At 54.5% G+C, this 26497-nt stretch carries 16 protein-coding genes and 1 tRNA gene; 7 read left to right on the top strand and 10 right to left on the bottom strand.

Features of this window, described 5'->3' with window-relative positions:
- Positions 1-142 precede the first annotated feature (142 nt).
- Positions 143-2158 carry an excinuclease ABC subunit UvrB gene (uvrB, locus tag EQV93_RS07745; RefSeq protein ID WP_122782298.1) on the bottom strand — a complete coding sequence of 672 codons (2016 nt, stop codon included), beginning with the start codon at positions 2156-2158 and terminating at the stop codon, positions 143-145.
- Between the two features lie 335 nt (positions 2159-2493).
- On the opposite strand from uvrB, the gene EQV93_RS07740 reads away from it, so the two are divergent.
- The 3 genes from EQV93_RS07740 (at position 2494) to EQV93_RS07730 (ending at position 4700) form a co-directional block, all read left to right on the top strand.
- Complete coding sequence (locus tag EQV93_RS07740; protein WP_122782299.1) at positions 2494-3690, top strand: amino acid aminotransferase; 1197 nt, start codon at positions 2494-2496, stop codon at positions 3688-3690.
- Between the two features lie 65 nt (positions 3691-3755).
- A tRNA-Asn gene (locus EQV93_RS07735) sits at positions 3756-3831 on the top strand.
- A gap of 179 nt (positions 3832-4010) precedes the next feature.
- Positions 4011-4700 (top strand): HAD-IA family hydrolase, encoded by a 690-nt coding sequence (locus EQV93_RS07730; RefSeq protein WP_240891286.1) that lies wholly within the window; start codon positions 4011-4013, stop codon positions 4698-4700.
- A gap of 43 nt (positions 4701-4743) precedes the next feature.
- On the opposite strand, the gene EQV93_RS07725 is transcribed toward EQV93_RS07730, so the two are convergent.
- Positions 4744-5211: an FAD/FMN-containing dehydrogenase gene (locus tag EQV93_RS07725; RefSeq protein WP_240891285.1), complete on the bottom strand. Its 468-nt coding sequence runs from the start codon at positions 5209-5211 to the stop codon at positions 4744-4746.
- A gap of 192 nt (positions 5212-5403) precedes the next feature.
- Between EQV93_RS07725 and EQV93_RS07720 the strand changes: the two genes are divergently transcribed.
- The gene (locus EQV93_RS07720; RefSeq protein ID WP_240891284.1) at positions 5404-7596 is read left to right on the top strand and encodes a response regulator; all 2193 of its coding nucleotides are present in this window, start codon (positions 5404-5406) and stop codon (positions 7594-7596) included.
- Between the two features lie 65 nt (positions 7597-7661).
- Complete coding sequence (gene yghX / locus EQV93_RS07715) at positions 7662-8546, top strand: YghX family hydrolase (RefSeq protein ID WP_240891283.1); 885 nt, start codon at positions 7662-7664, stop codon at positions 8544-8546.
- Here yghX and EQV93_RS07710 read toward each other — a convergent pair.
- Entirely contained in the window at positions 8543-8725 is a 183-nt protein-coding gene (locus EQV93_RS07710) for a DUF1289 domain-containing protein (RefSeq protein ID WP_122782303.1), read from the bottom strand. The two genes, yghX and EQV93_RS07710, sit on opposite strands and share 4 nt — an antisense overlap.
- Positions 8726-9085, bottom strand: a complete 360-nt coding sequence (locus EQV93_RS07705) for a hypothetical protein (protein WP_122782304.1) — start codon at positions 9083-9085, stop codon at positions 8726-8728. It lies immediately after the preceding gene.
- A 376-nt stretch (positions 9086-9461) separates the two neighbouring features.
- Between EQV93_RS07705 and mqo the strand changes: the two genes are divergently transcribed.
- Positions 9462-11108, top strand: a complete 1647-nt coding sequence (mqo, locus tag EQV93_RS07700; protein ID WP_240891282.1) for a malate dehydrogenase (quinone) — start codon at positions 9462-9464, stop codon at positions 11106-11108.
- A gap of 87 nt (positions 11109-11195) precedes the next feature.
- Here mqo and EQV93_RS07695 read toward each other — a convergent pair whose 3' ends face one another.
- The 6 genes from EQV93_RS07695 to EQV93_RS07670 all read right to left on the bottom strand — a co-directional run bounded on the left by EQV93_RS07695 (position 11196) and on the right by EQV93_RS07670 (position 24202).
- Positions 11196-12044 carry a CAP domain-containing protein gene (locus EQV93_RS07695; RefSeq protein WP_122782305.1) on the bottom strand — a complete coding sequence of 283 codons (849 nt, stop codon included), beginning with the start codon at positions 12042-12044 and terminating at the stop codon, positions 11196-11198.
- 66 nt (positions 12045-12110) lie between these two features.
- Entirely contained in the window at positions 12111-12791 is a 681-nt protein-coding gene (locus EQV93_RS07690) for a GNAT family N-acetyltransferase (RefSeq protein WP_240891281.1), read from the bottom strand.
- Positions 12792-13346 (bottom strand): UPF0149 family protein, encoded by a 555-nt coding sequence (locus EQV93_RS07685; protein ID WP_146386331.1) that lies wholly within the window; start codon positions 13344-13346, stop codon positions 12792-12794.
- A gap of 53 nt (positions 13347-13399) precedes the next feature.
- Positions 13400-13741, bottom strand: a complete 342-nt coding sequence (locus tag EQV93_RS07680; RefSeq protein ID WP_122782308.1) for a hypothetical protein — start codon at positions 13739-13741, stop codon at positions 13400-13402.
- Positions 13742-13895: 154 nt separating this feature from the next.
- Positions 13896-23573, bottom strand: coding sequence for a putative adhesin (locus EQV93_RS07675; RefSeq protein WP_240891280.1), 9678 nt, complete (start codon positions 23571-23573; stop codon positions 13896-13898).
- A gap of 227 nt (positions 23574-23800) precedes the next feature.
- Positions 23801-24202 (bottom strand): hypothetical protein, encoded by a 402-nt coding sequence (locus EQV93_RS07670; RefSeq protein WP_122782367.1) that lies wholly within the window; start codon positions 24200-24202, stop codon positions 23801-23803.
- Positions 24203-24388: 186 nt separating this feature from the next.
- Here EQV93_RS07670 and EQV93_RS07665 point away from each other — a divergent pair, with 186 nt between their 5' ends.
- Positions 24389-26485 (top strand): putative bifunctional diguanylate cyclase/phosphodiesterase, encoded by a 2097-nt coding sequence (locus EQV93_RS07665; RefSeq protein ID WP_122782310.1) that lies wholly within the window; start codon positions 24389-24391, stop codon positions 26483-26485.
- Positions 26486-26497: the final 12 nt, after the last annotated feature.

Raw genomic sequence — 26497 nt, 5'->3', positions numbered from 1 at the left:
TCGCGAAGCGATCGTAAACCGGACACTGTCGTTTTATCAGCTGTACCGGATTGAATGGTTTTACGACGGCTGCGCCGCCGATCGCAGCCTTCGTTCCTCGTCAGCGGCTACGGGACGGCAGGCTGCGATAGGGCGCCCCAGGTCAGACCTGCAACAAGCGCTCCCTGAGCTTGCCGATTTCATCACGCATTTGCGCCGCCGCCTCGAATTCCAGGTCGCGGGCCAGTGCGTACATTTTTTCTTCCAGTTGGCGAATACGCTTGCTGATCTCGCTGGGCGAGCGCAGTTCGTTTTCGTACTTGGCGCTTTCTTCGGCGGCCTTGGCCATGCCTTTGCGTTTTTTGCTGCGCGATCCAGGTACAACCGCGCCTTCCATGATGTCAGCAACATCCTTGAACACGCCTTTAGGCGTGATGCCGTTGGCCAGGTTGAAGGCGATCTGTTTCTCGCGACGTCGCTCCGTCTCGCCAATGGCCCGTTCCATCGACCCGGTGATACGGTCGGCGTACAGAATCGCCCGACCGTTGAGGTTTCGCGCCGCACGGCCAATGGTCTGGATCAATGAGCGCTCCGAACGAAGGAAGCCTTCTTTGTCGGCATCCAGAATCGCCACCAGTGACACCTCGGGCATGTCCAGGCCTTCACGCAGCAGGTTGATCCCCACCAGCACGTCAAATACCCCCAGACGCAGGTCGCGGATGATTTCTACGCGCTCCACCGTGTCGATGTCCGAGTGCAAATAGCGCACGCGCACGCCATGATCGGCCAGGTAGTCGGTAAGGTCTTCGGACATGCGCTTGGTCAGCGTCGTTACCAGCACGCGTTCTTCCAGTGCCACCCGTTTGGCAATCTCGGAGAGCAAATCGTCCACCTGCGTCAACGCCGGGCGGATTTCGATTTGCGGGTCGACCAGACCCGTAGGGCGCACCACTTGCTCGACCACGCGGCCCGAGTGTTCGGCCTCATAGTTGCCAGGTGTAGCCGAGACGAAAATGGTTTGCGGGCTGATGCGCTCCCATTCATCAAAGCGCATGGGCCGGTTGTCCAATGCGGAGGGCAGGCGGAAGCCGTATTCCACTAGAGTTTCTTTGCGCGAACGGTCGCCTTTATACATGGCGCCGACTTGCGGCACGCTGACGTGAGATTCATCAATGACCAGCAGGGCATCAGCCGGCAGGTAATCAAACAGGGTGGGCGGTGGTGCGCCGGATTCGCGACCCGAGAGGTAGCGCGAGTAGTTTTCAATGCCGTTGCAATAACCCAGCTCCATGATCATTTCCAGATCGAAACGGGTGCGCTGTTCCAGGCGCTGGGCTTCCACCAGTTTGTTGTTGGCGCGCAGGTATTCAAGGCGCTCCTGAAGCTCTTGCTTGATGCCTTCTACCGCATCGAGCAAGGTCTCGCGCGGGGTCACATAGTGGCTTTTTGGGTAGAAGGTAAATCGCGGCATTTTGCGGATGACTTCGCCGGTCAGCGGGTCAAAGGCGCTGATGCTTTCGACTTCATCATCGAACAGTTCGATGCGCACGGCTTCCAGGTCGGATTCGGCCGGGTAGATGTCGATCACGTCACCGCGCACGCGGAAGGTGGCTCGGGCGAAGTCCATGTCGTTGCGGGTGTATTGCAGGTCAGCCAGACGGCGCAGCAGTTCGCGCTGGTCGAGCTTGTCGCCGCGATCCACGTGCAGGACCATTTTCAAATAGGTTTCCGGGCTGCCCAAGCCATAGATGCACGACACGGTGGTGACAATGATGGCGTCTTTGCGCTCCAGCAGTGCCTTGGTCGCGGACAGACGCATCTGCTCGATATGGTCGTTGATCGACGCATCCTTCTCGATAAAGGTATCCGAGGAGGGCACATAGGCTTCGGGCTGGTAGTAGTCGTAATACGAAACGAAGTACTCCACCGCGTTGTTCGGGAAAAACGCTTTGAATTCGCCATACAACTGCGCGGCCAGCGTCTTGTTTGGCGCCAGCACCAGCGTGGGCCGGTTCACATGGGCAATCACGTTGGCGATGCTGAAGGTCTTGCCCGAGCCCGTTACACCGAGCAGGGTCTGGTGCGACAGACCGGCTTCAATGCCCTCGATCAATTGGCGGATGGCTTCGGGCTGATCGCCTGCGGGCTCAAAGCGGGTAACGAGTTGAAAATCGGACATATCTGACCTCTGGGTTCGCCTCTCTACATGCATTGACCGCAGAGAAACGCGAAAGACTGCATACGACGCACGCCGCAGGAAAAAACAGGATACGGCTTTATATGGAGCCTATGGCTGATTGTTTCAAGGCAAGCGTCTGACACCCCACGTTGGCCGAGAAATGCAATTAGACCAGTGGCCTGTCAATAAATTGAAATACTTGGGTAAAAACCGACATTAGTCTGTTGCCCGATTCGTGATCGGCCTTATACTTGCTCCCCGTTTGTGCACCGCTCTAGTGCAATCGGCTGGAGCGTTGTCACCCCCTCCATACTCCATTCAGAGCCGCCGTAATAATGAGCCTGTTCTCCGCTGTCGAAATGGCACCACGCGATCCTATCCTGGGCCTCAACGAAGCATTTAACGCCGATACTCGTACCAGTAAAGTCAATCTGGGGGTCGGTGTTTATTGCAACGAGGAGGGACGAATTCCACTCTTGCGTGCCGTTGTCGAAGCCGAAACGATCCGGGTTGCTCAGCACGCCTCGCGCGGCTACTTGCCAATCGATGGCATCGCTGCCTACGACCAAGCTGTTCAGACGTTGCTGTTCGGTGCGCAGTCCCCTTTGTTGGCGGCTGGCCGAGTGATTACCACGCAAGCCGTTGGCGGAACGGGCGCGCTGAAAATCGGTGCGGACTTCCTCAAGCAATTGCAGCCAAACGCAGTGGTTGCCATCAGCGACCCAAGCTGGGAAAACCACCGTGCCCTGTTTGAAACGGCGGGCTTCGCAGTACAAAACTACCGTTACTACGATGCGGCCAGCCATGACGTCAACCGTGTCGGCATGCTTGAAGACCTCAATGCCTTGCCAGCCGGTTCCATCGTGGTGCTGCACGCTTGCTGCCACAACCCGACCGGCGTTGACCTGACCCCGGCCGACTGGCAGAACGTGCTGGATGTGGTCAAGGCCAAAGGGCTGGTGCCGTTCCTCGACATGGCCTATCAAGGCTTTGGCGACGGTATTGATGAAGACGCCGCGGCGGTGCGCCTGTTCGCTGAGTCGGGCCTGAGCTTTTTTGTCTCCAGTTCGTTCTCCAAATCGTTCTCGCTGTACGGCGAGCGTGTGGGCGCACTGTCGATCATCACCGAATCCAAAGAAGAGAGCGCGCGCGTTCTGTCCCAGGTCAAACGTGTGATCCGCACCAACTACTCCAACCCGCCGACCCACGGTGCAAGCATTGTGGCAGCCGTGCTTAACAGCCCTGAGCTGCGTGCCCAGTGGGAGGCCGAGCTGGCTGAAATGCGCTTGCGTATTCGCGGCATGCGCTTGCAGATGGTTGAGCTGTTGGCCAAGAAAGCCCCTGAGCATGATTTCAGCTTCGTTGCCCGCCAGCGCGGCATGTTCTCGTACTCGGGCCTGACCGTTGAACAAGTGGCGCGCCTGCGCAGCGAGTTTGGTATTTACGCGCTGGACACAGGTCGCATCTGCGTGGCTTCGTTGAATCAACGCAACATTGAAGCGGTCACCGACGCCATTGTTCAGGTGATCTGAAAACTGCAAAGAGAAGTCATTCGAAGTGTTGACTTCTCTTTTTAGATCAGTAAGATAGACGCCATTCCGCGATAGCTCAGTTGGTAGAGCAAATGACTGTTAATCATTGGGTCCCTGGTTCGAGTCCAGGTCGTGGAGCCAGACGTTAAAAAAGCCGCTAGCAATAGCGGCTTTTTTTTTGCCCGCGATTTGAGCGCTGCATCACTGATCATCATGGGCAACGCCTTGCTCTTGAAAGGGCTGGGCCGGTATTGTGCTGAATCCTTTTTTGTCATCCACGTCACCGGCTTTGGCTGAGCGACCTCAATGGATCTGTTGTGATGAATGCTGCGCGTACGGTTGTTCGCCCGATCAAGGCGGTGATTTTCGATATGGACGGGTTGCTGCTGGACACCGAGGGGATTTACACCGAGGTGACGCAGATAATCGCCGAGCGTTATGGCCGCACCTACGACTGGGGTGTCAAACAGCACATCATCGGGCGCGGTGCACTGGATCTGGCCCAGTTTCTGGTCAAGGCGCTGGAGCTGCCGATTACGGCGCAAGAGTTCCTGGCGGTACGTGAGCCTTTGCTCAAGGCGCGTTTTCCCTTGGCGCAGTCGATGCCGGGGGCTGAAGCACTGGTGCGGCATTTGAAGGCGCATCACATCCCGATTGCCGTTGGCACCAGCTCATCGGCCCATTCCTTTGAGCAGAAAACCACCTTGCATGGCGAGTGGTTCGGGTTGTTTGACGCCATCGTCACGGCTGACGACCCCGAAGTGGGGGCCGCGAAGCCCGCGCCGGATATTTTCCTGACCGCTGCCCGACGCCTTGATGTAGCGCCCGAAGATTGCCTGGTATTTGAGGATTCGCCCTTCGGTGTGACCGCCGCCAAGGCAGCCAACATGAGGGCGATTGCTGTGCCGGATGAAGCCATGGCGGACAGCAAGTACCACCACGCGGATCAGATTATCCGCAAACTGGAAGACTTTGATCTGGCGGCACACGGTTTACCGCCACTGCGTTGAGCCTCGACCTGCAGTCGCAGCCTTGGTCAGCGACTGCGGGTGTTTACCGGGGAAGCTTGGCCAGTGCTTCACGCAACTCGTCTGCGTTGGTAAATTCTTTTTGCGCTGTTACAACCCCGTTGTCGAGTTGCAACCACAGTACGTTGTCTTCGGCACCGGGGTATTGCGCGGCAATCTTGCCGTCACGGTCGAGTACAACCCGGTAGTTATAGTCACGCATGGCCGGGATGGCGATGAATTTGCCGATCAGAGAAGGCATGCGCTGAATGTCGGCCAAAAACACGACGTGACGTGACTCCAGGTAATCTTTGGGTTGATCTTGCAGGGCAGCCTTGACCAGTTTGGAACCGTCCATGTTGCGCGCCACCAGCAGAACGCGGGCTTGGGTATCCAGTGTGTAGGGCTGGTCGTGCTGGTCGCTGAGCGTCCAGGGTGCCAAGCGATCGCCGATGTTGGCCGCCTGAGCCGTCAGGGTGAGCAGGCTTAATAGCAATATAGTGGCAATTCTCATCGTCAGGGTCTTCTTCAGTGAGGGGGGGGCAGGGATGTCTGCAGGTGGGGATGTGGGACTTAACAGCCTTGCAGTCGAACGTGCGCAGGTTTTAGCAGTCGTATCGCAGGCAGTGTTTTAGCAGAGTGTTGCAGCCTGCTCTAATATTGATTCAGCCTTTTAACAAGTTGTGACAAACAAGGTGCGTGTGAAATGGCCAATTGGCTTCGGTGTGAAGGTTTGATGGCTGACAAAATCAGAAGCCATGATTGGGCGAGTACTTCGCTCGGCCCTTTGCACGCTTGGCCGGATGTGTTGAAAACCACGGTTTTATTGATGCTCGACTCGCACTTTCCCAAGTCAATTGTCTGGGGCCCTGAGCTGATCACGATTTATAACGATGGCTTCTTGCCCATTCTGGGCGACAAGCCTGAAGCGCTGGGGCGGCCATTCAGTGATGTCTGGGAAGAGGTCTGGGATGAAATCAGGCCCATCGCCGATGCGGCCTTTGCCGGGCATGCCACCTATATCGAGAACTTCCCACTGGTGATTCAGCGCACTCAAGTGCCAGAGCCTGCCTATTTCACCTTTTGCTACAGCCCGATCCGTGATCCCAACGGCAACGTAGTGGGCATGTTGGACACGGTCACTGAAACGACCACCACTGTTCTGTTAAGCCAGCGTCTGGCGGTACTCGATGCCATTGCCACCGCGGTCGTCAACCTCACCGAGCCTGAAGGCATATTGGCCGCCACCATGCGTTTGACGGCTGAGTACTTGAAGGTGACGCATTGCGCCTACGCCGATATGGAGCCCGACGAAGATGCGTTTTTCATCCGTGACAACTGGACCGTCCCAGGCACGCCCAGCATTGTGGGGGCTTACCGTTTAAGCGACTTTGGCGAGATGGCGGTCAGTCGGCTGCGTGCGGGTCAACCTTTGGTCATTAATGACCGGGCGAAGGATCTTTTGCCGCAGGCCGCTGCCACTTTCGCAGGGATGGGCATTGCGGCCACGATTTGCCTGCCTTTGATCAAAGGTGGGCGTTTGACCGCCTTGATGGCTGTTCATGATCAAACACCGCGGTTATGGACACCCTTTGAGCTGGGGTTACTGAGCGAGGTGACCGAGCTGTCATGGGCGCATATCGAAAGGGCGCGGGCCGATTCAGCAGTGCGCGACGGTCTGGCTGAGCTGGAGCTGCTCAATACCACACTGGAGCAACGGGTGGAGGAGCGCAGTGCGCGTCTGTTGCATACCGAGGCCGCGCTGCGCCAGTCGCAAAAGCTCGAAGCCATCGGCCAGCTCACCGGCGGCGTGGCTCACGACTTCAATAACCTGCTGACCATCATTCGGGCGTCTGTGGACTTTCTGCGCACGCCCAACCTGTCCGCTACGCGTCAGGCGCGCTATATGAATGCCGTCTCGGACACCGTGGATCGGGCCAGCAAGCTGACCAGCCAACTGCTGGCCTTCTCCCGGCGCCAACCGTTAAACCCGCAGGTCTTCAATGTGGGAGAGCGCATCCGCTCCATCGGCGAAATGCTCGATGCGCTGACCGGCGCACGCATACAAGTCAATGTCGAGCTGCCGGGCCAGCCCTGCCATATCAAGGCGGATTCCAGCCAGTTTGAAACGGCATTGGTCAATATTGCCCTGAACGCCCGCGATGCTATGGAGGGGCATGGCCAATTGGTCTTGCGCCTTGAGCAGGGGCTAGCACTGCCCTCTATCCGCGGGCATGCCGGTTCCAGTGGAAAGTTTATTGCGGTGTCATTGCATGACACGGGGACAGGTATTTCGGCGCGTACCCTTGAACATATCTTTGAGCCCTTTTTTACCACCAAGGAAGTGGGAAAAGGCACCGGGCTGGGCTTGTCCCAAGTGTTTGGGTTTGCCAAACAGTCGGGTGGCGATGTGGATGTGTCGAGCGTGATCGGGCAAGGCTCGGTCTTCACCTTGTACCTGCCGCAAGTGGAGGTTGAAGCGATCATTCCCACTCCGGGCGATGTGCATCAAGCCGCTTCGCTAACAGCCGCGCAGGGCCAATACCGGGTACTGGTGGTGGAAGACAACCTGGAAGTGGGCGGTTTTGCCAATCAAATCCTCCAGGACCTGGGCTACGAAACCGCCTGGGCTGCCAATGCCGAAGAGGCGTTATTGATGATTGGGCCAGAGGCGATGGCCTTCGATGCGGTATTTTCAGACGTGGTCATGCCCGGCATGACCGGAGTGGCGTTGGCCGGGGAGTTGCGTCGGCGCCGCGCGCAACTGCCGGTGATTCTGGCCTCCGGTTACAGTGAAGAGCTGGCTGAGGACGGATACTCTGCGTTTGAATTTCTGGCCAAACCCTACTCTGCGGATCAATTGGCGCGGGTCCTTGCCCGGGTGCTGGGCAAGGACTGAGGCGACAGCACGTTTCGTTTTCAGGTATACAAGGGGCACCATCTGCTGTCAGAGGATCTGCCCCGATGCCACGTCTAACTGCGAAAGACTTTGCTCCGCAATTGCTGGAGCTATACGACTACTACGCTCACGGGCGCATCAGCCGGCGCGAATTTCTGGACCGGGCAGCGGTGTTCACGGCCGGGGTCAGTGCCTTGTCGGTGTTGGGTGCGCTTAGCCCCAACTATGCCCTGGCTGAGCAAGTCGCGATCACAGATCCAGATATCGTGGCCGAGTACATCACCTATCCCTCACCCAAAGGTCATGGTCAGGTTCGCGGTTATCTGGTTCGACCGGCGAACGCCAAGGGTAAGGTGCCGGCGGTGGTGGTGGTGCATGAGAACCGCGGCCTTAATCCTTATATCGAAGACGTGGCGCGGCGTTTGGCCAAACAGGGCTATATGGCGCTGGCCCCTGATGGCCTTTCGTCCGTGGGTGGGTATCCGGGCAATGATGAGGAGGGCGTAGCCCTGCAACAAACCGTCGACCCGCAAAAGCTGATGAACGATTTTTTTGCGGCCATTGAATGGTCGATGCAGCATGAGGCTAGCACCGGAAAAGTCGGGATTACCGGTTTTTGTTATGGCGGCGGAGTGGCGAATGCGGCGGCGGTGGCTTATCCCGAACTGGGCGCGGCTGTTTCCTTTTATGGTCGCCAACCCGACGCTGGCGATGTGAGCCGCATCAAGGCGCCTGTCATGGTGCATCTGGCTGAGCTGGATACACGCATCAATGAAGGTTGGCCAGCTTATGAGCAAGCGTTGAAAGCCAATAATGTCACGTACGAGGCTTATATTTACCCCGGCGTGAATCATGGCTTTCACAACGATTCCACACCCCGTTACGACGAGGCAGCGGCCAAGCTGGCCTGGGACAGGACGCTCAGCTGGTTTGGCAAATACCTGTCTTAAGCGTTCTTTTTCTGAAGGCTTTTAAGACGAGCCGTCGCGCGTTGCACGGCGGCCATTTTTTCAGGCCGCTTCATGCGCTTCCATTTACGGATGTCTTCTTTGTTGCGACCGCAACTGATGCACAGGTCGCCGCTTAGCTGGCACACGGCGATACACGGGTTTTCGATGTCCTTGGCCATTCAGCGTTTATGCGACAGGCGTTTGGGCCAGTCGCCGCCACAGGCCCGCTGGCATTCTTCTTCGGAATCGAAGTACACGTGGGCGGCGGCCTTGCGCACGTTGACTTGCGCATTCTTCAGTGCTTTTTCAGTCAGTTCGGCCATATAACTGGCTTCCCCATCCGCCAGGGCGAAGTCTTTGCTGACCTGAGTGTCGAACACCCATACGATTTTGAGGCTGGCAGGGAAGGCGGCGTAGTCGACCACGTGGGTCAGCCAGACAAAGCCGTTGATTTGCCCTTTGGCCTTTTCGCAGGCTTCGGTCAGGGATTTAACCAGGCGTCGTTCAATTTGGGCCTGATTACGGGTACTTAAAGACATGGGTGAATCCTGTTGGCGGGCGGGGCAAAGCCGCGATTATACCCATATGCTCGACGACAAGCGTTGCCCGCGGTTAATCACGACCTTGGTGTAATTGCGTTTTCGTCAAAAGTCCCACCTGAGGTAATATGTCGCGGCCTTGCGCTGGGCGCCTTGGATTTCAAGGCTCGCGCACGTGCTCGGCAGGGAGTTGAGCGTGGCTGCAGCGCAATGGAATTGCGTGATCCACAGCATAAATGTCACCCAAGTAGCTGAAGCCAAAACCAATAAGAGATCAGCGCCCAAGGTACATAAAAGCGAGGCCCGGAGTGTGTAGGGGCCTCTTATGTCTGCCCAGGGTATCGGGCAGGCGGCGTTTTATCTTAGGTATGACAACATGTTAAAAAAAATGAATAAGGGGCTACTGGGCTTGGCGCTGAGCATGGGGCTTAGCTCCGTGCACGCTGCCGAAACCAAACACGTTGATGTCTTGCTGATCGGCGGTGGCATCATGAGTTCCACCCTTGGGGTCTGGCTTAATGAGCTGGAACCGGGTCTGTCCATGGAGATGATTGAACGTCTCGATGGCGTTGCCCTGGAAAGCTCCAATGGCTGGAATAACGCGGGTACGGGTCACTCGGCACTGGCCGAGCTGAACTACACCCCGGAAGACAAGAACGGCAATGTTGAAATTCCGAAGGCCATTGAGATCAATGAAGCCTTTCAGATTTCTCGCCAGTTCTGGTCTTGGCAGGTTAAAAACGGCGTGCTGAAAAACCCGCGTTCGTTTATTAACTCCACGCCGCACATGAGCTTTGTGTGGGGCGATGACAACATCAAGTTCCTCAAGAAGCGTTATGAGGCACTGCAGGCCAGCCCATTGTTCGCGGGCATGCAGTACTCCGAAGACCCGGTTCAGATCAAGAAGTGGGTTCCGCTGATGATGGAAGGGCGTGACCCGAGCCAGAAAGTGGCGGCCACCTGGTCGCCGATCGGCACTGACGTAAACTTCGGCGAGATTACCCGTCAGTTTGCCGCTCACCTGCAAGCCCAGCCTAACTTCTCGCTCAAGTTGTCGAGTGAAGTCCAAGACATCACGCGTAACGAAGACGGCACTTGGCATGTGGTGTACAAAAACCTGAAAGACGGCACTGAAACTGCCACTGATGCCAAGTTTGTATTTATCGGCGCAGGCGGTGGTGCTTTGCACTTGCTGCAAAAGTCCGGCATTCCTGAAGCCAAGGAATACGCAGGCTTCCCGGTAGGCGGCTCGTTCCTGGTGACCGATAACCCGACCATTGCCGAGCAGCATTTGGCCAAGGCCTACGGTAAAGCGTCGGTTGGCGCGCCGCCGATGTCGGTTCCGCACCTGGACACCCGTGTGCTCGATGGCAAGCGCGTGATCCTGTTTGGCCCGTTCGCAACGTTCTCGACCAAGTTCCTGAAACAAGGTTCGTACTTCGACCTGCTGACCAGCACCACGACTCACAACATTTGGCCAATGACCAAAGTCGGTATTGAACAATACCCGCTGGTTGAATACCTGGCCGGTCAGTTGATGCTGTCGGACGAAGACCGTTTCAATGCACTGAAAGAGTACTTCCCGAACGCCAAGACTGAAGACTGGCGCCTGTGGCAAGCCGGTCAGCGCGTGCAGATCATCAAGCGTGACGAAGAGAAGGGCGGCGTGCTGAAACTGGGCACCGAAATCGTCAGCGCCAAGGACGGCAGCATTGCCGGCCTGTTGGGCGCATCGCCAGGTGCCTCAACCGCTGCGCCAATCATGCTGACCGTGCTCGAAACCGTGTTCAAGGACAAGGTGGCGACCCCTGAGTGGCAAGCCAAGCTGCACCAGATCGTACCGAGCTACGGCACCAAGCTGAACGGTTCGCCTGAGCGTGTTGCACAGGAGTGGGCGTACACCGCCGACGTTCTGCAACTGACTCCGCCGCCGGTTATCCCGGCTGCAACGGCTACCCCAGAAGCACCTGCTGAGCAGGCCGCGCCTGCACCAAGCAATCCAGCGGCCGACATGGCGCTGTAAAAAAAACAGCCCCACCTGACGCTGTCGGGTGGGGCTGCTTTTAGCGTATGACCTCGTTTTAACGCCCTCGCACTACCTCCCCTTGATTCACTGGGTGCCGAACAAGGCCGTCCAGTAAATCCCTGCGTCACTTTTTGGGTCTAGCGCATAGGCCGCGCCCAGCTCGCGAAACTGCGGGTTCATCACATTGGCGCAATGACCGGGGCTGGCCAGCCAGCCATCAACGACCTTGCGCGCGGTGTCTTGACCGGCGGCGATGTTCTCACCGATCTGTTGGCCACTGTAACCGGCCAGCTCGGCACGATCGCCCGGCGTGTGATTCTCGCGGTCTTTGTGATCAAAGTAATTGTTATTGGCCATATCCCGTGTATGGGTCTCGGCGGCGGTTGCCAATGTAGCGTTCCAGGTCAATGGCGTCGTGGCAGCAAAAGCCTGAGTGCCGCATTGACGGGGTTGATTGCGGGCGCTGTTGATCTGTTCAAGCACTTTCTGGCCCTCAGCCTGTGCGTCGCCTAAACCGTGGGCGAGCAGAGGGCGAGCCAGTACGATGCGCCAGTCTCGTTGATCGTGGCTGATACCAATATCGACAAATTGCGGGTCGAGCACGACGCGGCAGAAGCTTTCTTGAACAGCCTTCATCGCGGCTTGCGCATCACGCGGGCCGGACAGGCTAATGGCCTGCACGCTGACCATCGGATAGGCGGCTTGCTTGAGAGCGTCCTGCAAATTACCAAAGCCCGTTACGGGCAATATCAGGCGTGTGTCCGCCGTCAGTGGCGGCAGTTCTTGAGAAGACTGGCCTGCGCACGGTTGGCTCTGGCTGCGCCAGGCGTTGATCGATGAGATGAGTTGCGATTCTTCACTGGCCATTGCTGGAGCGGCAAACGCCAGCGTCAGGGTCAAGACGCAAAGGCCAGTCAGGGGGGTATAACGCATAAAAGAGTCCTTTTGAAGCAAGGCGCCTATCATGCGTTATTTCACCCTGGCAGGGGCAAGGGCTTTTTAGCCTTGACGCTCGGCCACAAAGGCTTTGGCTTTGGCGGTCAGCTGATCAATCTGCCGATCACGTTTCTTTTCGGCATCGAGCATGGCTTTTTTGCCGTTGCGTTGCAGCAGGTACGTATGAATCTGCCGCACTTCGGTCGAACTGTAGATCGGCGCGACATCGAGGACGCCCATCAAGCCGTCGCTGCTGTGGTCGAGGGTGTTCATCAATACTTGCGGGCCGCGACTGCCGATGACTTGAAAACCCATGGCTTCGAAAGCGCCGACTTTGCTTACGCTACACGTCAGTTCAGTGTGCGGGTAACGGCGCACGACGTCGTTGACCAGTGCCTGAAGGACACCCAGGTGTCGGTGGCTGGCGCGCTCGGCCATGTAGGCAATGCCGCAGGCGTGTGGATCGTCCTTGACCGGTAAGTACAGGGCAAAGCCGGTCACGGTGTCGGAGTCGTGTTCGTCGGTGGCGACAATCAGCTCGACCGCGATGCCCTTGGCCCCGCCGAGCGCTTGCAGATACAGATGCACTTCAAAGCCGATGGCATATTGGTAGATGCTGTAGAGCAGATTGCTCGGCGCAATTTCCATCGCACTGATGTCGGTGAGGTGATCGACCACCAGTTGCAGGATCTGACTGTTGATCGCCTCGCCCGGTGGCGTATTGAAGTGGGTAAGGGTGCTCATTTAGCGCTGGCTCATCCAAAAGCTGTGCAGCGCCAGTGCAGCCGGTGCCAGGGCTGCAACCCGTTGCTGGTGAGCGGCCACATCCAAGTCATGCGGCAATTCAAAATTGTCCTGCTCGGCGCAGTCGCTGATGGCTTGCAACAGTGCCGCCTGTTCTGCGGGCAGGGGTGACCAGTTGGCCACCGCGACACCACGCAAGTAGCCGAAGCACCATTCTTCAGCGAGTGTGACGGTTTGCCCCAAATGCTCGGTTTGTTCAAAACGCGGGGTAAAGGCACTGCGGTGTTCTGCCAACTGGCGGGCCAGAGTGTTGATATGGCGCACGCTCAACTCAATCAGTTGCTTGGCATCGTCTGTGGTTTGCCAGTCTGGGTTCTGTCCACCCCAGATTCCCGGGAACCATTGGGCAATGTCCAACTGTGTCGGGCTTGAAACCAACGCGGTGAAGTAGCCGTCAAGCTCACACGCGTTGAGCACAGAATTGTCGTCGCCGTATTTGAGCAGGGTTTCGTCGATGAGGTCGAATTCAGCGGCGTTCAGGGGGAGATTTTGCATGGGCGGTTTCCTTGGCGCTGCCTGTCATAAAAGCAGAGTCGGGTGGGCGTCGATCAGTCAACCTGAACGATAGAGTCGACCACAAAGTATTTATAACCGGCTTTGGCCAGCGCCTTTTTGGCTTCCTGCTCGGCATCAAAGCGGCTTAACAATTTGGAGTCGTGCACGAACAGGGTTTCTTCGCCGTCGAACACTTTACTGACCTGCATACTGACGCGCAGCACAGGGCCGCGGCGTTTTACCGGTGCACGAGGTGCGGCTTTGGCGATGACAGGTGTCTCGACGGTGGGTGCAGGTGGGGCAGCCGGGACAGGGGCAGGTGCAGAAGGGGCCGCAGCAGGTAGATCAAGGCCCAGTGCTCTGCGCATTTCGTCCTCGGTGAATCCGGTACTCATGTGTTGACTCTATTTGGTTTGAAAACCGGGCTTATAAAGAATTATTGGGCGCAAGACAAGACATTGTTGAAAACGGGTGCTGGCTTCGTCGATAAAATTGCCGAGGGAGAGGGCATGGAGTAGCTGACTGCAGATCATCCGCCTGCCTGCGGCGTTACAAGAAAACCACCTGCACTCTGAAATCGTTGCCCGGATTTATTTGGTTGAGATCGCTATAGATATAAATTGCTGGCTCATAGCTTGGAACAACTCCGTAAACTTTTTTTCCCCCGTTGATATCATATGTCTTGAACTGACCGGCAACGATGCTCGATGGGCGTAGAGCGGTGTTGTTAAACTCTATCTTGTTCATGTCTACGTTGATTGCATTGGCGATGTAACGTGACATCATGGAGCCGCGAAAGCGGGGTGGTATTTCATAGATTTTTTCAAAAACAAGAACGTCGCCATTGTACAGGCTTACCTTGGCGCGGTTGTCACGTGTGAGTGTGGTGACACCACCGTTTGCATCTGTTGCGGCAATGATCATTCCTATCTCATCAAAATGCTTGGCTTTATTGTCGATAATTGTAGTGGCTTTGTAGCCAAGCTTCACTCGGCCAAGAATGTTGTCAATATCTGCATCCATATAGCGGATAGCTATTAACCATGCAGCCAGTTCCGGGCGTACGTTGCATGTGTTTATCAATCTGTTTTTGTCTGATTCAAAACGGCCTGCCATGGATAAGCGGTGCAAGCCATCATCGTTAACGACGAAGTTCAATGTGTTGAACACACTCTCCGTCAGGGTGCGCAAAAAGATTGAAATTTCTTTGCCGGAGAAGGGAGATGAGCCGGGAGCAATGGTGATACTGCTCTCATTGGCCGTCAGCATGTAGGCGAGTACTTCAGCGATCGGTTGACTTATGGACAGCTCATAAAATTTCGCCTCTATTTTTCTGCGGCTGACGGGGGACTTTAAACCCTGAGGGTGTTTGATGGCATGATATTTAAGCAGAAAGTGCACGATGTCCAACGCTGTGGCATTGTATCCGGTAGCAAAGTTTTTTGCAGACATGTACATGCCGAAATAATCTATCAGCGTCTCACCTTTTAAAGAACGCAGCTTATGATCATAAATCCCATTCTCAGAAGGGATGCCCAAGTTAAGAACCCCATATTGCAAATCCCCCGTCCATACCAGAGATGCCTTATCGATGATTGAGCCTGTAGCAAGGATCCGGTTCTGGTTACCTGTGGAAATCTTATAGGTGCAATTGCCCGCAGTGAGGGCGGTCAGTATTGCACCTATGTTGTCCAGCACACCCTCCATTGTGGAATGGACCTTACTGCCCTTGCGGTCCTGGGGTGGCCCGGTATTAATTGACCATTCAAGTGACCAGCGGTCCGCGGCAATAGGGTCTTTAGCAGTGAGGGTCATGAAGTTAGAGGCAGTGTCGGCCAAATGCATGCTCCCAGAATCATCCAGAGCCTCAAATTGAGAAAAAGCAAGGCCATTTAACCACATGTCTTTTTTCTGCCATATATCCTTTATCAAGGGCCCGGCAATGATTGTAGTGTCTCGCTCATTAGCCGCTTGTTGTGCGGCGCGGTTGCGGTTCGATTCATCGATGCTTAAAGACGTGTCCACCCGAGACAAGGTGACTAAAACTCGAGATACCAATTTAGGTTCCGACCCCGTTATGTCGTACGTATTTTGATGGCCTTTAAGGACGTACGAAGCACCACTGTTCTGACCCATAGGGTTGTACGAATAGGTGGTTGAGGGGCGACGAGATCTACAAAATACAGCCGTTACTGTTTGCGGTGGTACGGGTAACTGCCGCAGTTCTGTAATGACACTCGAAAACATAACGGGTTTAGAAGATGGGTCAACGGTGAGATAGTCAGTCTTTTTGATATTAGGGGTATTCAGTAACAAGAGTTCACGATTCAAGGCAATATTGGCCATAATGTCTTGAGGCTTTTCTTGAGGGAAATGGCTCAAGGAGTAATCCATAATTTCACCTGGTTTCGTTGAGCCCGTAGCGTCATACAAGAAAGTGTTATGGGTATGTGGAACGAGGGGTTTCAGGGCAGAATCGGATGCTTTATAAGGACTGAAAACAACCGTGCGCCCTCCATCGGAGACAATTGAGTGAGGGTTCATGCCACTTTGAACATTAAAAAATCCGGTGCCGCCAGTATTTTGAAGTGCCCTGTCATGTGGACTCAGAAACGCCAGGCTCATGTCTGTCGGAGCCTTCATGGTAGGGCTCTTGGGTGTGTACTCAGCGTGGCTGCTGACAGAAACTGCAACTCCCGGATCATTAACCACTGAATAATGCGTTGTATTGTTGTTCAACTGTGTCACGGCTATTTGGTATTCACGGTTATTAAACCAAAATTTTGTAATTGTGGTCCGCGCAATTGAATTCGATGAGAAGGGGGACTGTGCAGGCATTTTTGATGGTGAGGAAGGGGCAGTGCCGACGCGCAATGCCTCAGCTCTAAAATTATTCAAATTGACGGCCCCCGATTGTAAATCCAGTCCGCCCAGCTTTCCTTCTTGCATCGACCTGTAGAGTTGCTCAGCTGTTACGATAGTGTTTGCATGGGGTAAGTCAGGGCTCAGCGTGCTCAGGCCAGAGGTGGCGAATTTTTCATTTCCGAGACTTAGCATGAGGTGGCTGGCGTAGGAGTCACTCGAAGTTGCAGCCATAATATAGCCTTTTGGAACGGATTTTAATGCCTGTAAGCTCGTCAGTTTTTGCGGGTTATTCATTATTTTATCGAGGGTTATTCCACTGCCTTGAATGGATGGGCTCGCTAAATCGGCGGCTGCATTTTTGAACGCTTGCCCTTGCTCGTAAGCCAGATCGCCTGACAGTTCAAGCGTTCGGCTAACGTATTGCGCGCTTGATATATCTGTGTCGACGATTCGAGCAGCGGTAGCTGCCGCTTCTGTAAGCGATGATGCATAAGGTGATCTATAACCCATTGGAAATCCTGCCTTGATCTCCAACGTTGGTGCGCCGGGTGCACTCCCTGCGCGGGTTAAACCAGCCGAACCAATGGCCCCGAATTGTTCTGCATTTATAATGCCTTTTTGATCTCCAAGTGCCGGGTCGATTATATTGTTTTGCGCGCCGGCGAACCGCCCGTTGCCCAAGCACGTTACGATATGTACAGGTTGAAGTTCTGCGGCGGGCGCACCGGAGTTAGCCTGCATAAACACCACTAACTCACCTTTTTTGATACGCAAAAGTCCCTCTGCTGTATTCACAGTGCGGATGTCTGACAACAGATTATCTATGCGTCCGGAACTCCCTAACCCTCTGTTATTGGAGGCCTCTATTAAACCTGCAGTCAGTTTTCGCGCCTGAGTGGCAGTGAGCACATCAGCGTCGCGCAGTACATCAATCGCATAGTCCCAGCGGGCATTCGAACTGGTGCTTGCATTAAGTGCTTGAGCCGCATCGCTCACGGCATTACTGCCATAAACGAGTTGACTCAAATGTTGTGAGTTGCTGTTTGGATTCCAGTGGGTAAGGGTTTTGTACCATTGAGGCATAGTGAGCAGGACCCCATCCTCTATCACGTCACTGGGGGAAAATAAACCCGGCATGCTTCTGAATGAGTTTGTGGCACTGTCTGGCGCGTTAAAGTCTTTATATTTTATTAACTTTCGGGTGGTGGCATTTGAGTATTTTTGCACCCAGTCAGCCTCTTTGAGAATCAACGGGCCGTCGAGATCGGGCATACCTTTGTTGTGGAATTGAGCAGCCGATAGGTCGAAAACGTATCGTTCTCCATTTTTAGTTCCCAGCACGACGAAATGATTACTGGGAATTATTTCCATCGCATTGTTCCAAATAAGTAAGCCTCTGTACTGGATGTCCGTCATGCCAATGTCTGCTTGGCTGATTCGAGGGCCTACAATACTGAGCAAATTAGCGCATTTTCCGTCTGGTTGATCGATGCCATTGAGAATAGTATTGTTTTCTTTGAGCTTGGTGAGGTATTGCTCTGTGCCCGCTTCCAAATTGTTAATTTTGCCTACGGCTGAATGACGATAGGGTTCAAGGCGCAGAGGCGCAGCGGGCGTTGGCAGACCAGATTTTCCGGGTACTGGAGGTTTGATTTTTTTCGAAGTGGCTACCTTTATGATTTTTTGCACGGGAATTTTCGACAACCCGCCCGCCACCACTCCCGTCCCTAGTTCAAACACGGCGTTGATAGCGGCGTTGATGGCAGTTTCTCTAAACTCTTCTTTTGTATCAGCGATTGCCAATTCGCCGAAGGGAACTGCTGCAAGCCCTGCCGCTATGAGGAATGTCATAGGGCCGGAAATAGGGTAGGTGAATACTCCGATCAATGGCCCAGCGATTTTTTCGAAAAATTCAAATGCACGGTGGGCGTATAATTCAGAATCTGATTTTAACCACGTGTCGATATTGCTATACAGACTGGACATGAGATGATCGAATGCAAGGTCAGCCACGCGATCGGCATTTTCCGTTTCTCTGGGGTTCACGCTAGTTATATAATTCCGGCCGGTATTTTTTTCTATATAATACTCTTCCTGGTGTTCATTTAGCCATGTATAAAATTTGTGATTTTGCTGGGCGGTATCAGGCCGTGTCTGCGAGGTTGAATGAGTAGGGGTGCTATTGTCGGTGCTGTTTTCTGTGCTGTTTTCTGTGCTGTTTTCTGTACTATTGTCTAGGGTGTCCAGCGCCCTAATTAAATCTCGAGAAGTGTCAAATTTCCAGACCGTTGGGTTGAAGATCGAATGAAGTTCAATACTTCTATTTGGGTGGACAATTTTATAGACGCCCGGCACGCCTACACTATTAAGTTGGATCGTATTGACCCGACTCCCCGCAGTCGCGTTAATTTTTTTAGAGATGAGTGGGCTAAAAACCAATCGCCAATCATCCTTTAATTGCTGGTTGTTGCGAAGTTTATCGACATCGGCCTCGAGCTTACGTTGCCAGTCTATTTCTCGTAGCGCCTTGATGAATTCTTTGGGGTATTTGCCTTCCGTATCGACTTGCATTGTATTGTAATCCCACATTCCGCTGTACTTAGCTTCAGGCGCCTTGCCCATCACTTGTTTAAGTGTGTATGTCTGGTTAACGATCAGCGCGGGATCGGGCCTGAAATCAGGTGTCACCAAAGACTCGCTCATTAGCACATCAGTTAGCACTTCGACGTTGCTTATAATATATTTCGGTAGTGGATAGAATCTGACATTCACCGTGTCACTTAAATTAATGGGGCCCTGTTTTTTCAATGCAGATGACTGTTGGGCCTTGATCTTATCAAGGCCTTGCTGCAATGCGGTGTCGATCGTTGGGATATTAATACGTTTGGAAGCATTTTCGGATTCAAGTCCTCTTTCGAGGGACTTACGATACCGTGTGCACTCATTGATCAGCTTATTCAATAGTGTGTCACTGGCCATAAGGCCACTGGGCCACTCGACGGTGGAGGAATTGACTGATGCGCCCCAACGCAAGTGTTCCCCAGCGAGTATTCGTTTAAAGGGCATAGAGATGTGATTTATTTGAGAACCTTGTGTGATGGCAACACTGAGAAGCGATTGAGGTGTTAATTGACTGAGCTGTGGGTGATCTTTAAGAGGGTTTTGGTATGTTTCTTGTGTCCACAATTCAGCGGCAAAGTCTTCGACCTCTTTGTCAAACAGCGCTTCACCGTTTAAGCTTTCGGCTTCAATGCGTTCGCTGTCGCCCTGTTTTTGATGAAGTGCGCTCAGTGTCTTTATGAGTTTTTCTATTTCTGATTGATAATCTTGTTGCCATTCAGGGGTGGTGGAAAGTAGATCGTGTTGTTGTTGGTAGTGGACGATTCGTGCCTCGACGCTGGCAATGGCGCGATTAATAACGTCGCTTTCAGTGAACCCAATGGGTGTTCCATTATTTTCGAATATCAGGTCTTGCCAACTGTATTGGGTAATTAATTCACTGTTATTTAATGCGTCATCGCCGGAGTACGTTTTAATTGTCTTGTCATACGCTTCATTTTTCTGCGCTCTCAGTTGTTCCAGTCGTTCATTTAATTCCGCGATTGCCTGTAGTCCTCCGTTATAGGTTTGGGCGAAGGTGGGTGAACTGAGCAATGCTTTCATGAGAGGGGTATAGTGCTGGGGCCAAATAATTTCATCCGTTTCGTAAGGGTCAGCAAACTCAGCGTTCTCGAACGTTGGCGTAAAGTAAGCGTCGAGCGTCAATTTAGTTACCCGGACAATACCTAGAGAATGCCCCATGGGGTTTTTCCCATAAGTTCTCACTGTCACTTCATCAGTCATGCTGGGCATCCTAACGGGGACGCCCGCTTGAGATTGGAAGTGCCCTATTTGTAGTTCTTGTGTTTTTGTCCAGTTTCCAGGAATGTAGTGGGCTGTTCCCGAGCGCAGTTGTTGAGCCGCCGCAGTGTCCTCGTGCTCTTCCGAGAAAGTGTATGAGCCATTGGCCCCTAGTGTCGCCAGTTTGGTTTGGATATTTCCATTCAGAAAGTCTATCAATGGGGCTGAAGATGTTCGTGATTGCCCCTGCGTGTTCTGATAGTTAAATACGATGTTGCTATAGGGCGCAAATCTACCCCACAGTTGATAGTCATCTTCTGAATAATAGGATTTCATTTCAGCAAGCAAATAGTAGGCGTATACTTCGCGATTAGTAAGCAGCTGTCCGCTGCTGTCGGGAGTCAGTTGTGAAGTGAAGTCGCGCAGTGCGTTGAGTTGTAGCTTGACCTCACCGAACCGTCCGTACAGGTAAGCCAGATCGTGTTGGGTTTTGCCTTCGGCTGTACGCGCTATTATTGTTTGGATAAGGAGCTGGGCTTCTTTCATCAGCGGCAGGATATTATCGATGCCGAGTGCTGGGTTCAGACCTTCAGGTGTGCTCCGGCGTACTCTGGCTGATGTCTTGAGTGGGTCGTTATAAGCTGCCGGGTCGGGTAAAGCGTTCTGAGTACTCTGCTGTTGGTATGCCTTGTGCGATGGCCTTGGCATGTTAGATGCCATATCGGGTGCTGCATTAGTTGTCGGTGGAACGGTGACATCATCGAAGCTTTCAAAGGTGGACAGCGTTTCAAGGAACTGAGTCAAATCGTCCGATAACGTGTGCGTGTTACCCGCATAAAAGTCCTCGCGAGCTTTAACTTCCAGTGCTTCAAGTCGGTCAATTTTTTCGCGCACGGTGTTATCTGCAAGCGCGCTCTGAGTTTTCCATAGCGAGTAAGCACTGGCGCCAAACATCAAGCTGGCCATGGCCGTCAGTGCGCCTGTTTTCTTCCAGTGGGAACTTTTTTGTTTCAGTAAAACAGACGTCGGTTTATACGGACTCTCATTGAGACGCTTTTCTTCTGTCGCAATCGATTCTGAGTTTTCCACATTTTGAACGTTATTAGCCCCACCCATAAGGCTGTCCATTTCAACTTCCGTTTGCGGCGGCGTTTGATTGCCCTTGCGGAAATTTTTATAGGCAAAGTAAGTAAATAGAATGCCGCCTAAAAAGGTTGCCCCTGCTCCAGTTCCCCATAATTTTGGTGCGATGTTCTTCGTTGTAGTGCTGATTGGCTGTTGAGGATAACTATCGGGCAGTACGGCATAAAAAGTTGTCAGGTCTCGTAAATACGCTGGACGCTGGCGACCGGGTACTTGCACCCCTGCAGGATTCAGGGCGGCTTGTATGCCGCTCATGACATCCACGCCTTGCAGGTTGTTCGTAAGACTGTCAAAGCAAGCAGTCATATAAGTCGCCAAGCCTTGTAACTGAACGGCCCGGGTGAACATCGGGGTGAGGTCAAATCCGGGTTTCGACTGGATCTCTTCCACGATGGCGTTGCCCAGCAAGGCCGCCGGAATGTTCCCCAACCATTGCTCTGCCTTGGCCTCAATCTGTTCGCGTACCCAGATAACGTCCTTGTTGGTCTGTGCCTCGGGGAGGCTGTACAGGCGCATTAGCACGTTCGCCAGCCATTGCACGCGCTGGCCTTCTTTTATCGGCTCCAGATTGCCCAGCACTTTGTACAAAGGGGGCAGCATGGGCAGCCAGATCACCGCTTTATCAAACGCCCAGGCGGCGTTGTCCCCGGCATATTCCTCGATCGCCTTGCGTATCAGTGCCAGGGTTGCTTCACCCAGGACTTCGTCGTCTGCTTTTGCTTTCCACACGGCGTGCAGCATGAGGAGCCGAGAAATACCCTTGGCGGCCCATAAGCCTATGTCGAGCAGCGTTTGCACATAGGTCGGCAGCAACTGGCCATGTTTAACCAGTACGGCGAGCAGATTTTCAATTGACCCCGTCACCTTGGGTAAAAACTCAGCCCATGAGTCATTGCCCCATGAGCGACAGACCTTGGAAACTTCTGTGAACACCGTCTGTATGTCTTCGCCGGGTATGCCGCTGGCGGCGGCCAGCGCGATAGCCAGTTGTGAATGTTGGTTTTGCGTATCACGCAACGCGGTGTCGCTGATCAGTGCAGGTAATTCAGCCCAGGCGGCCGTTTTGTAGTGCGCCCAAAAGGTGTCGTCCAGTACGGCGTAGAGCGCCCTGATAGCTTGGGCTTGCCATGCGAAACGGCTGGCAAACGAAGCCCCGAGGTCTTGGACCTGTGGCAGGAGCAACATTTCTCGAGAGCTTTCCAGGACGAAATCCGTCCAGGTTTTTTTCGGGTCGCTCAAGCCCAACAGCAGGTTGAACGCCGCTTCTTGACTGGCTGACCCCCTAAGTGCAGCGCGTACATTGCGCAGAGGCTCGGCCATCATTTGGCCGACGGCGCCGGCCTCGCTGCCCAGTCGGTCGATAAAAGGCTGGCTGGTGATGTGCTCCATGCTGAGCAGGGTGGTGCGCAGGCCAGTGGTGTCCTGCTCACCGCCGTCTTGGATGGCATGTTTGAGCAGGGAGTAGACTTTCAGCGAATCCCCCATAGCCGCAGGGGCGTATTGCTCGATCAGCCCCAGCATCTGTTCGTCGAGCAGCAGTGTGAGCAGCGCGGCAAACTTGGCTTGGATGCCAGTGGCTTGATTGAATTGATCAAGAAGCCCGCGCAGGCGTTGAAGCTGTTCCCCCTTGTGTTTAATCGCGGTGAGCTGACGGCTCAGGGTTTCGTACAGCCTCTGCCCTTGCTCGACGATCTCTGTGACCCACGGGGGCAGGGCGCCGCTTTGCAGCAGGCTGTCGGCGAAAGCTTGAGGGGAGTCCCAGGACGCATTGCTCAAGCGTTGTAACGTCTGGGCCCAGCCCAGAGCGCCGCTTAACAGATCGCGGACAGGCGAAAGCGTGTCTTTTCCCGCCATCTGTTGGGCTGCCGGTAGATCAAGCAACGCCACCAGGTTGCTCAGGGTATCGATGCCACGTTTGATGACGCCCGAGCCTGGTTGTTGCAGCCCACTGAGAATGGTTTTGAGATGGCGGGCAACGTCGAGATAGGGCGTGATTGTGGCGCCGATGAACGAGCTGTTTTCGAGCACGTTGAGCAGGGCTGTGCATTTGGCGGTGAGAGATAACTGCGGATCCAGCAACTGGCTGGAAAGGGCGCGAGCGATCTGCAGGTTTTTGAGCTGATCTGCGTAGCGTTGTTCAAACGCTTTCCAGCACCAGTCGAGCAGGGTTTGACCGACGTGCTCCAGCATGGCCTGGATCATCGGCTGCCCTATCATCGCCACGGGTGCGGTCAGGTCAGATGAGGCTGTGTGGTTACGCGTTAGAAGATGTAAAGGTTCTGGGCCGCCCTGAATATTCTGCCTCGCTGAATCAGCCATTGGCGCAGTGACCGGCTGTGCGTGGCTGTCGACAGGTTTTTCGAGCGCAAGCTTTTCCATCGAAAACGACCTGATCAGTGGAGACTGAATGAATAGGTAATTTTAAATGTAGGGTATTTCTCTTACTGAAGTGAGCTGTCTAGTACATATTTGAACAAATATGATCAGTGGTTTTTAAAGCGGGTGCTCGGAACATCATCAACGACTGATTGTTCACGCAAGTACTGAACCTGTTGGCCGGCGCAACACGAAGTTGAGACAGGTTCATGCAGGAATGAGGGGAGCCTTCAGGTATCGCGCAGCAGGTCGTGACCGTCGAGCAGTTTCCAGGCGATCTCGGGGCGTTTCTCCAGCGCCCTGCGGATGGCTGCGGGGATGGCTTGACGGGTTTTACGGCACAGCCCCGGCTGTTCGGCCACGTTGATGGCGATGCCACGCATGGTGCGTACTTCATTGAAGCCCGGCTCGATGACCACCTCTATGCCTAACTGATCGCGCATGCGTCGCTGCATGTGCTCCAGATCGCTGAGGCTTTGAATGTTTTCCAATCGGTCAATCAGCACTTTTTCAGCCCGGCGATCGAGGCTCAAAATGCGCAGGTCGGGGTCAGACGCGTCCGTCAGGCGCTCGCGTTCGCAGATGCAGGCTCCGGGCGGGCAAGGCTGGCGAATCGCAGGGGATGGGCTCATGGCCATGAGCATAGCGATAATTGCCGGATCATACAGGCCCTATTGTTGGGGACGCAGGTACGCCAATGTCCGATGAGCGTGTTCAAGCCTGTTAAGACTTTTATGTGCGTTTGCGCGAGCAAGCAGTACAATCGCGCCCTTTTAGCGGGCATGCAGGCTAATCGCCACATGCTCAAGAGAACGCTCATGGTTTCTGCTTCTTACTCCCCCGCGCTGGTTTTCATCTCTCTTTGCGTTGCCATTCTGGCCTCTTACACTGCCTTGGATCTGACTGGCCGTATTGCCACCGCGCGTGGCCGCAGTGTGTACCTGTGGATCGGAGGCGGCGCACTGGCCATGGGTTTTGGCGTGTGGTCGATGCATTTTATCGGGATGCTTGCGCTGGAGTTACCGATCACGCTCGGCTACGACCTGGGGCTGACGCTTTGGTCATTACTGGTGGCGATTCTTTCCTCAGGCTTTGCCCTCTGGCTGGTCAGCCAGCCACGCTTGCCCGCGCTGCAGTTGTTATTGGGTGCCTTGATCATGGGCTCAGGCATCAGCGCCATGCACTACAGCGGCATGGCTGCGTTGCGCATGCAGCCGGGCATTGATTACGATCCAGCGTTATTTGGTCTGTCTCTGTTGATCGCGGTGGGCGCTTCGGCGGCTGCACTGTCGATCGCTTTTCGCCTGCGCAAACAGATGCCTTATGTCCGTCTGGCGCGAGCTGGGGCTTCGATCATTATGGGGCTGGCCATTGTTGGCATGCACTACACCGGCATGGCGGCGGCTAACTTTCCAGAGGGCAGTTTTTGTGGGGCTGCCCTCGACGGTTTAAGTGGCAAGGGGCTGGACACCCTGGTGTTGATCAGCAGTCTGGCAGTATTGGTCATTGCATTGCTGACCTCGATTTTTGATGCGCGGCTTGAGGCACGTACGGCGGTTTTGGCCACTTCCCTGAGCCAGGCTAATGAAGAATTGACCCAGTTGGCGCTGCACGACACGCTCACAGGGTTGCCCAATCGTATTCTGTTGGCCGACCGGATCAGCCAGGCGATGGCTGAAACCACTGAGCAGGGTGGTGTGTTCTCCTTGATGTTTATCGATCTTGACGGCTTTAAACCGGTCAACGATGCCTTCGGCCATCATTTGGGCGATCGCCTGTTGCGCGAAGTCGCCTTGCGTTTACGTGAGCAACTGCGCAGTCAGGACACATTGGCGCGCATTGGCGGCGATGAGTTTGTGCTGCTGGTGCGCTTGAGTGAGCCCGACGATGCCCCGCGAGTGGCGGCGCGCCAAGTCAGTCTGCTGTCAAAACCGTTCCGGGTGGATGAGCATGATTTGCAGATTTCGGCGAGCGTGGGAATTGCCTTGTTTCCCGGTAATGGCTTGACCGCTGAAGAGTTGTTGATGAACGCCGACGCGGCCATGTATCACGCCAAGGGCGCGGGTAAAAATGGCTACAGCTTTTTCGATGTGTCGATGAACACCAATGCGCGCAAGCAACTGCAACTGCTGCAAGACTTGCGTCAGGCGCTGGAGCACAAGCAGTTTCGCTTGCATTACCAACCCAAGTTTGACGCCGGCAGTGGCCAGCCCGTGGGCGCCGAAGCGTTGTTGCGCTGGGAGCATCCACAGCAGGGGTTATTGCTGCCGGAGCACTTTATAGATTTGGCGGAAAAAACCGGACTGATCATTCCGATTGGCGAATGGGTGCTCAATGAAGCTTGCCGCCAGATGCGGCTTTGGTTCGATGAGGGATATACCCACTGGCGTATCGCGGTCAACCTGTCTGCCTTGCAGTTTTGCTATGCGGGGCTGGTGGACAGTGTGGTCTCGGCGTTGGAGCGTCACCAGCTACCGGCCAACAGCTTGACCCTGGAAATCACCGAAACCACGGCCATGAGTGATGCCGATGCGAGCATGACCGTGTTGCAACGGCTTTCGCAGATGGGGGTCGACCTGTCCATCGATGACTTCGGTACGGGCTACTCCAGTTTGATGTACCTCAAGCGCTTGCCGGCCAATGAGCTCAAGATTGACCGAGGCTTTGTGCGTGACCTGGAACATGACAGCGATGACGCGGCCATCGTCTCGGCGATTGTGGCGTTGGGCCAGGCGCTGGGGTTGCGGATCGTGGCTGAAGGCGTTGAAACCGACATGCAGCAAAGCTTTTTGACCACGCTGGGGTGTGATGCCTTGCAAGGGTTTTTGCTGGGCGAACCCCGGCCTGCCGAGCAATTCATGGTGGATATTCATCGTGCGGAACATACGTCCCACAGCAAATTAACGCCTTCCTGACAAATCAAAGCG

Origin of the sequence: Pseudomonas sp. TMW22091 (assembly GCF_022496705.1) — a bacterium.
Taxonomy (GTDB): domain Bacteria; phylum Pseudomonadota; class Gammaproteobacteria; order Pseudomonadales; family Pseudomonadaceae; genus Aquipseudomonas; species Aquipseudomonas saxonica.
This window is presented reverse-complemented; position numbering and strand designations above follow the sequence as displayed.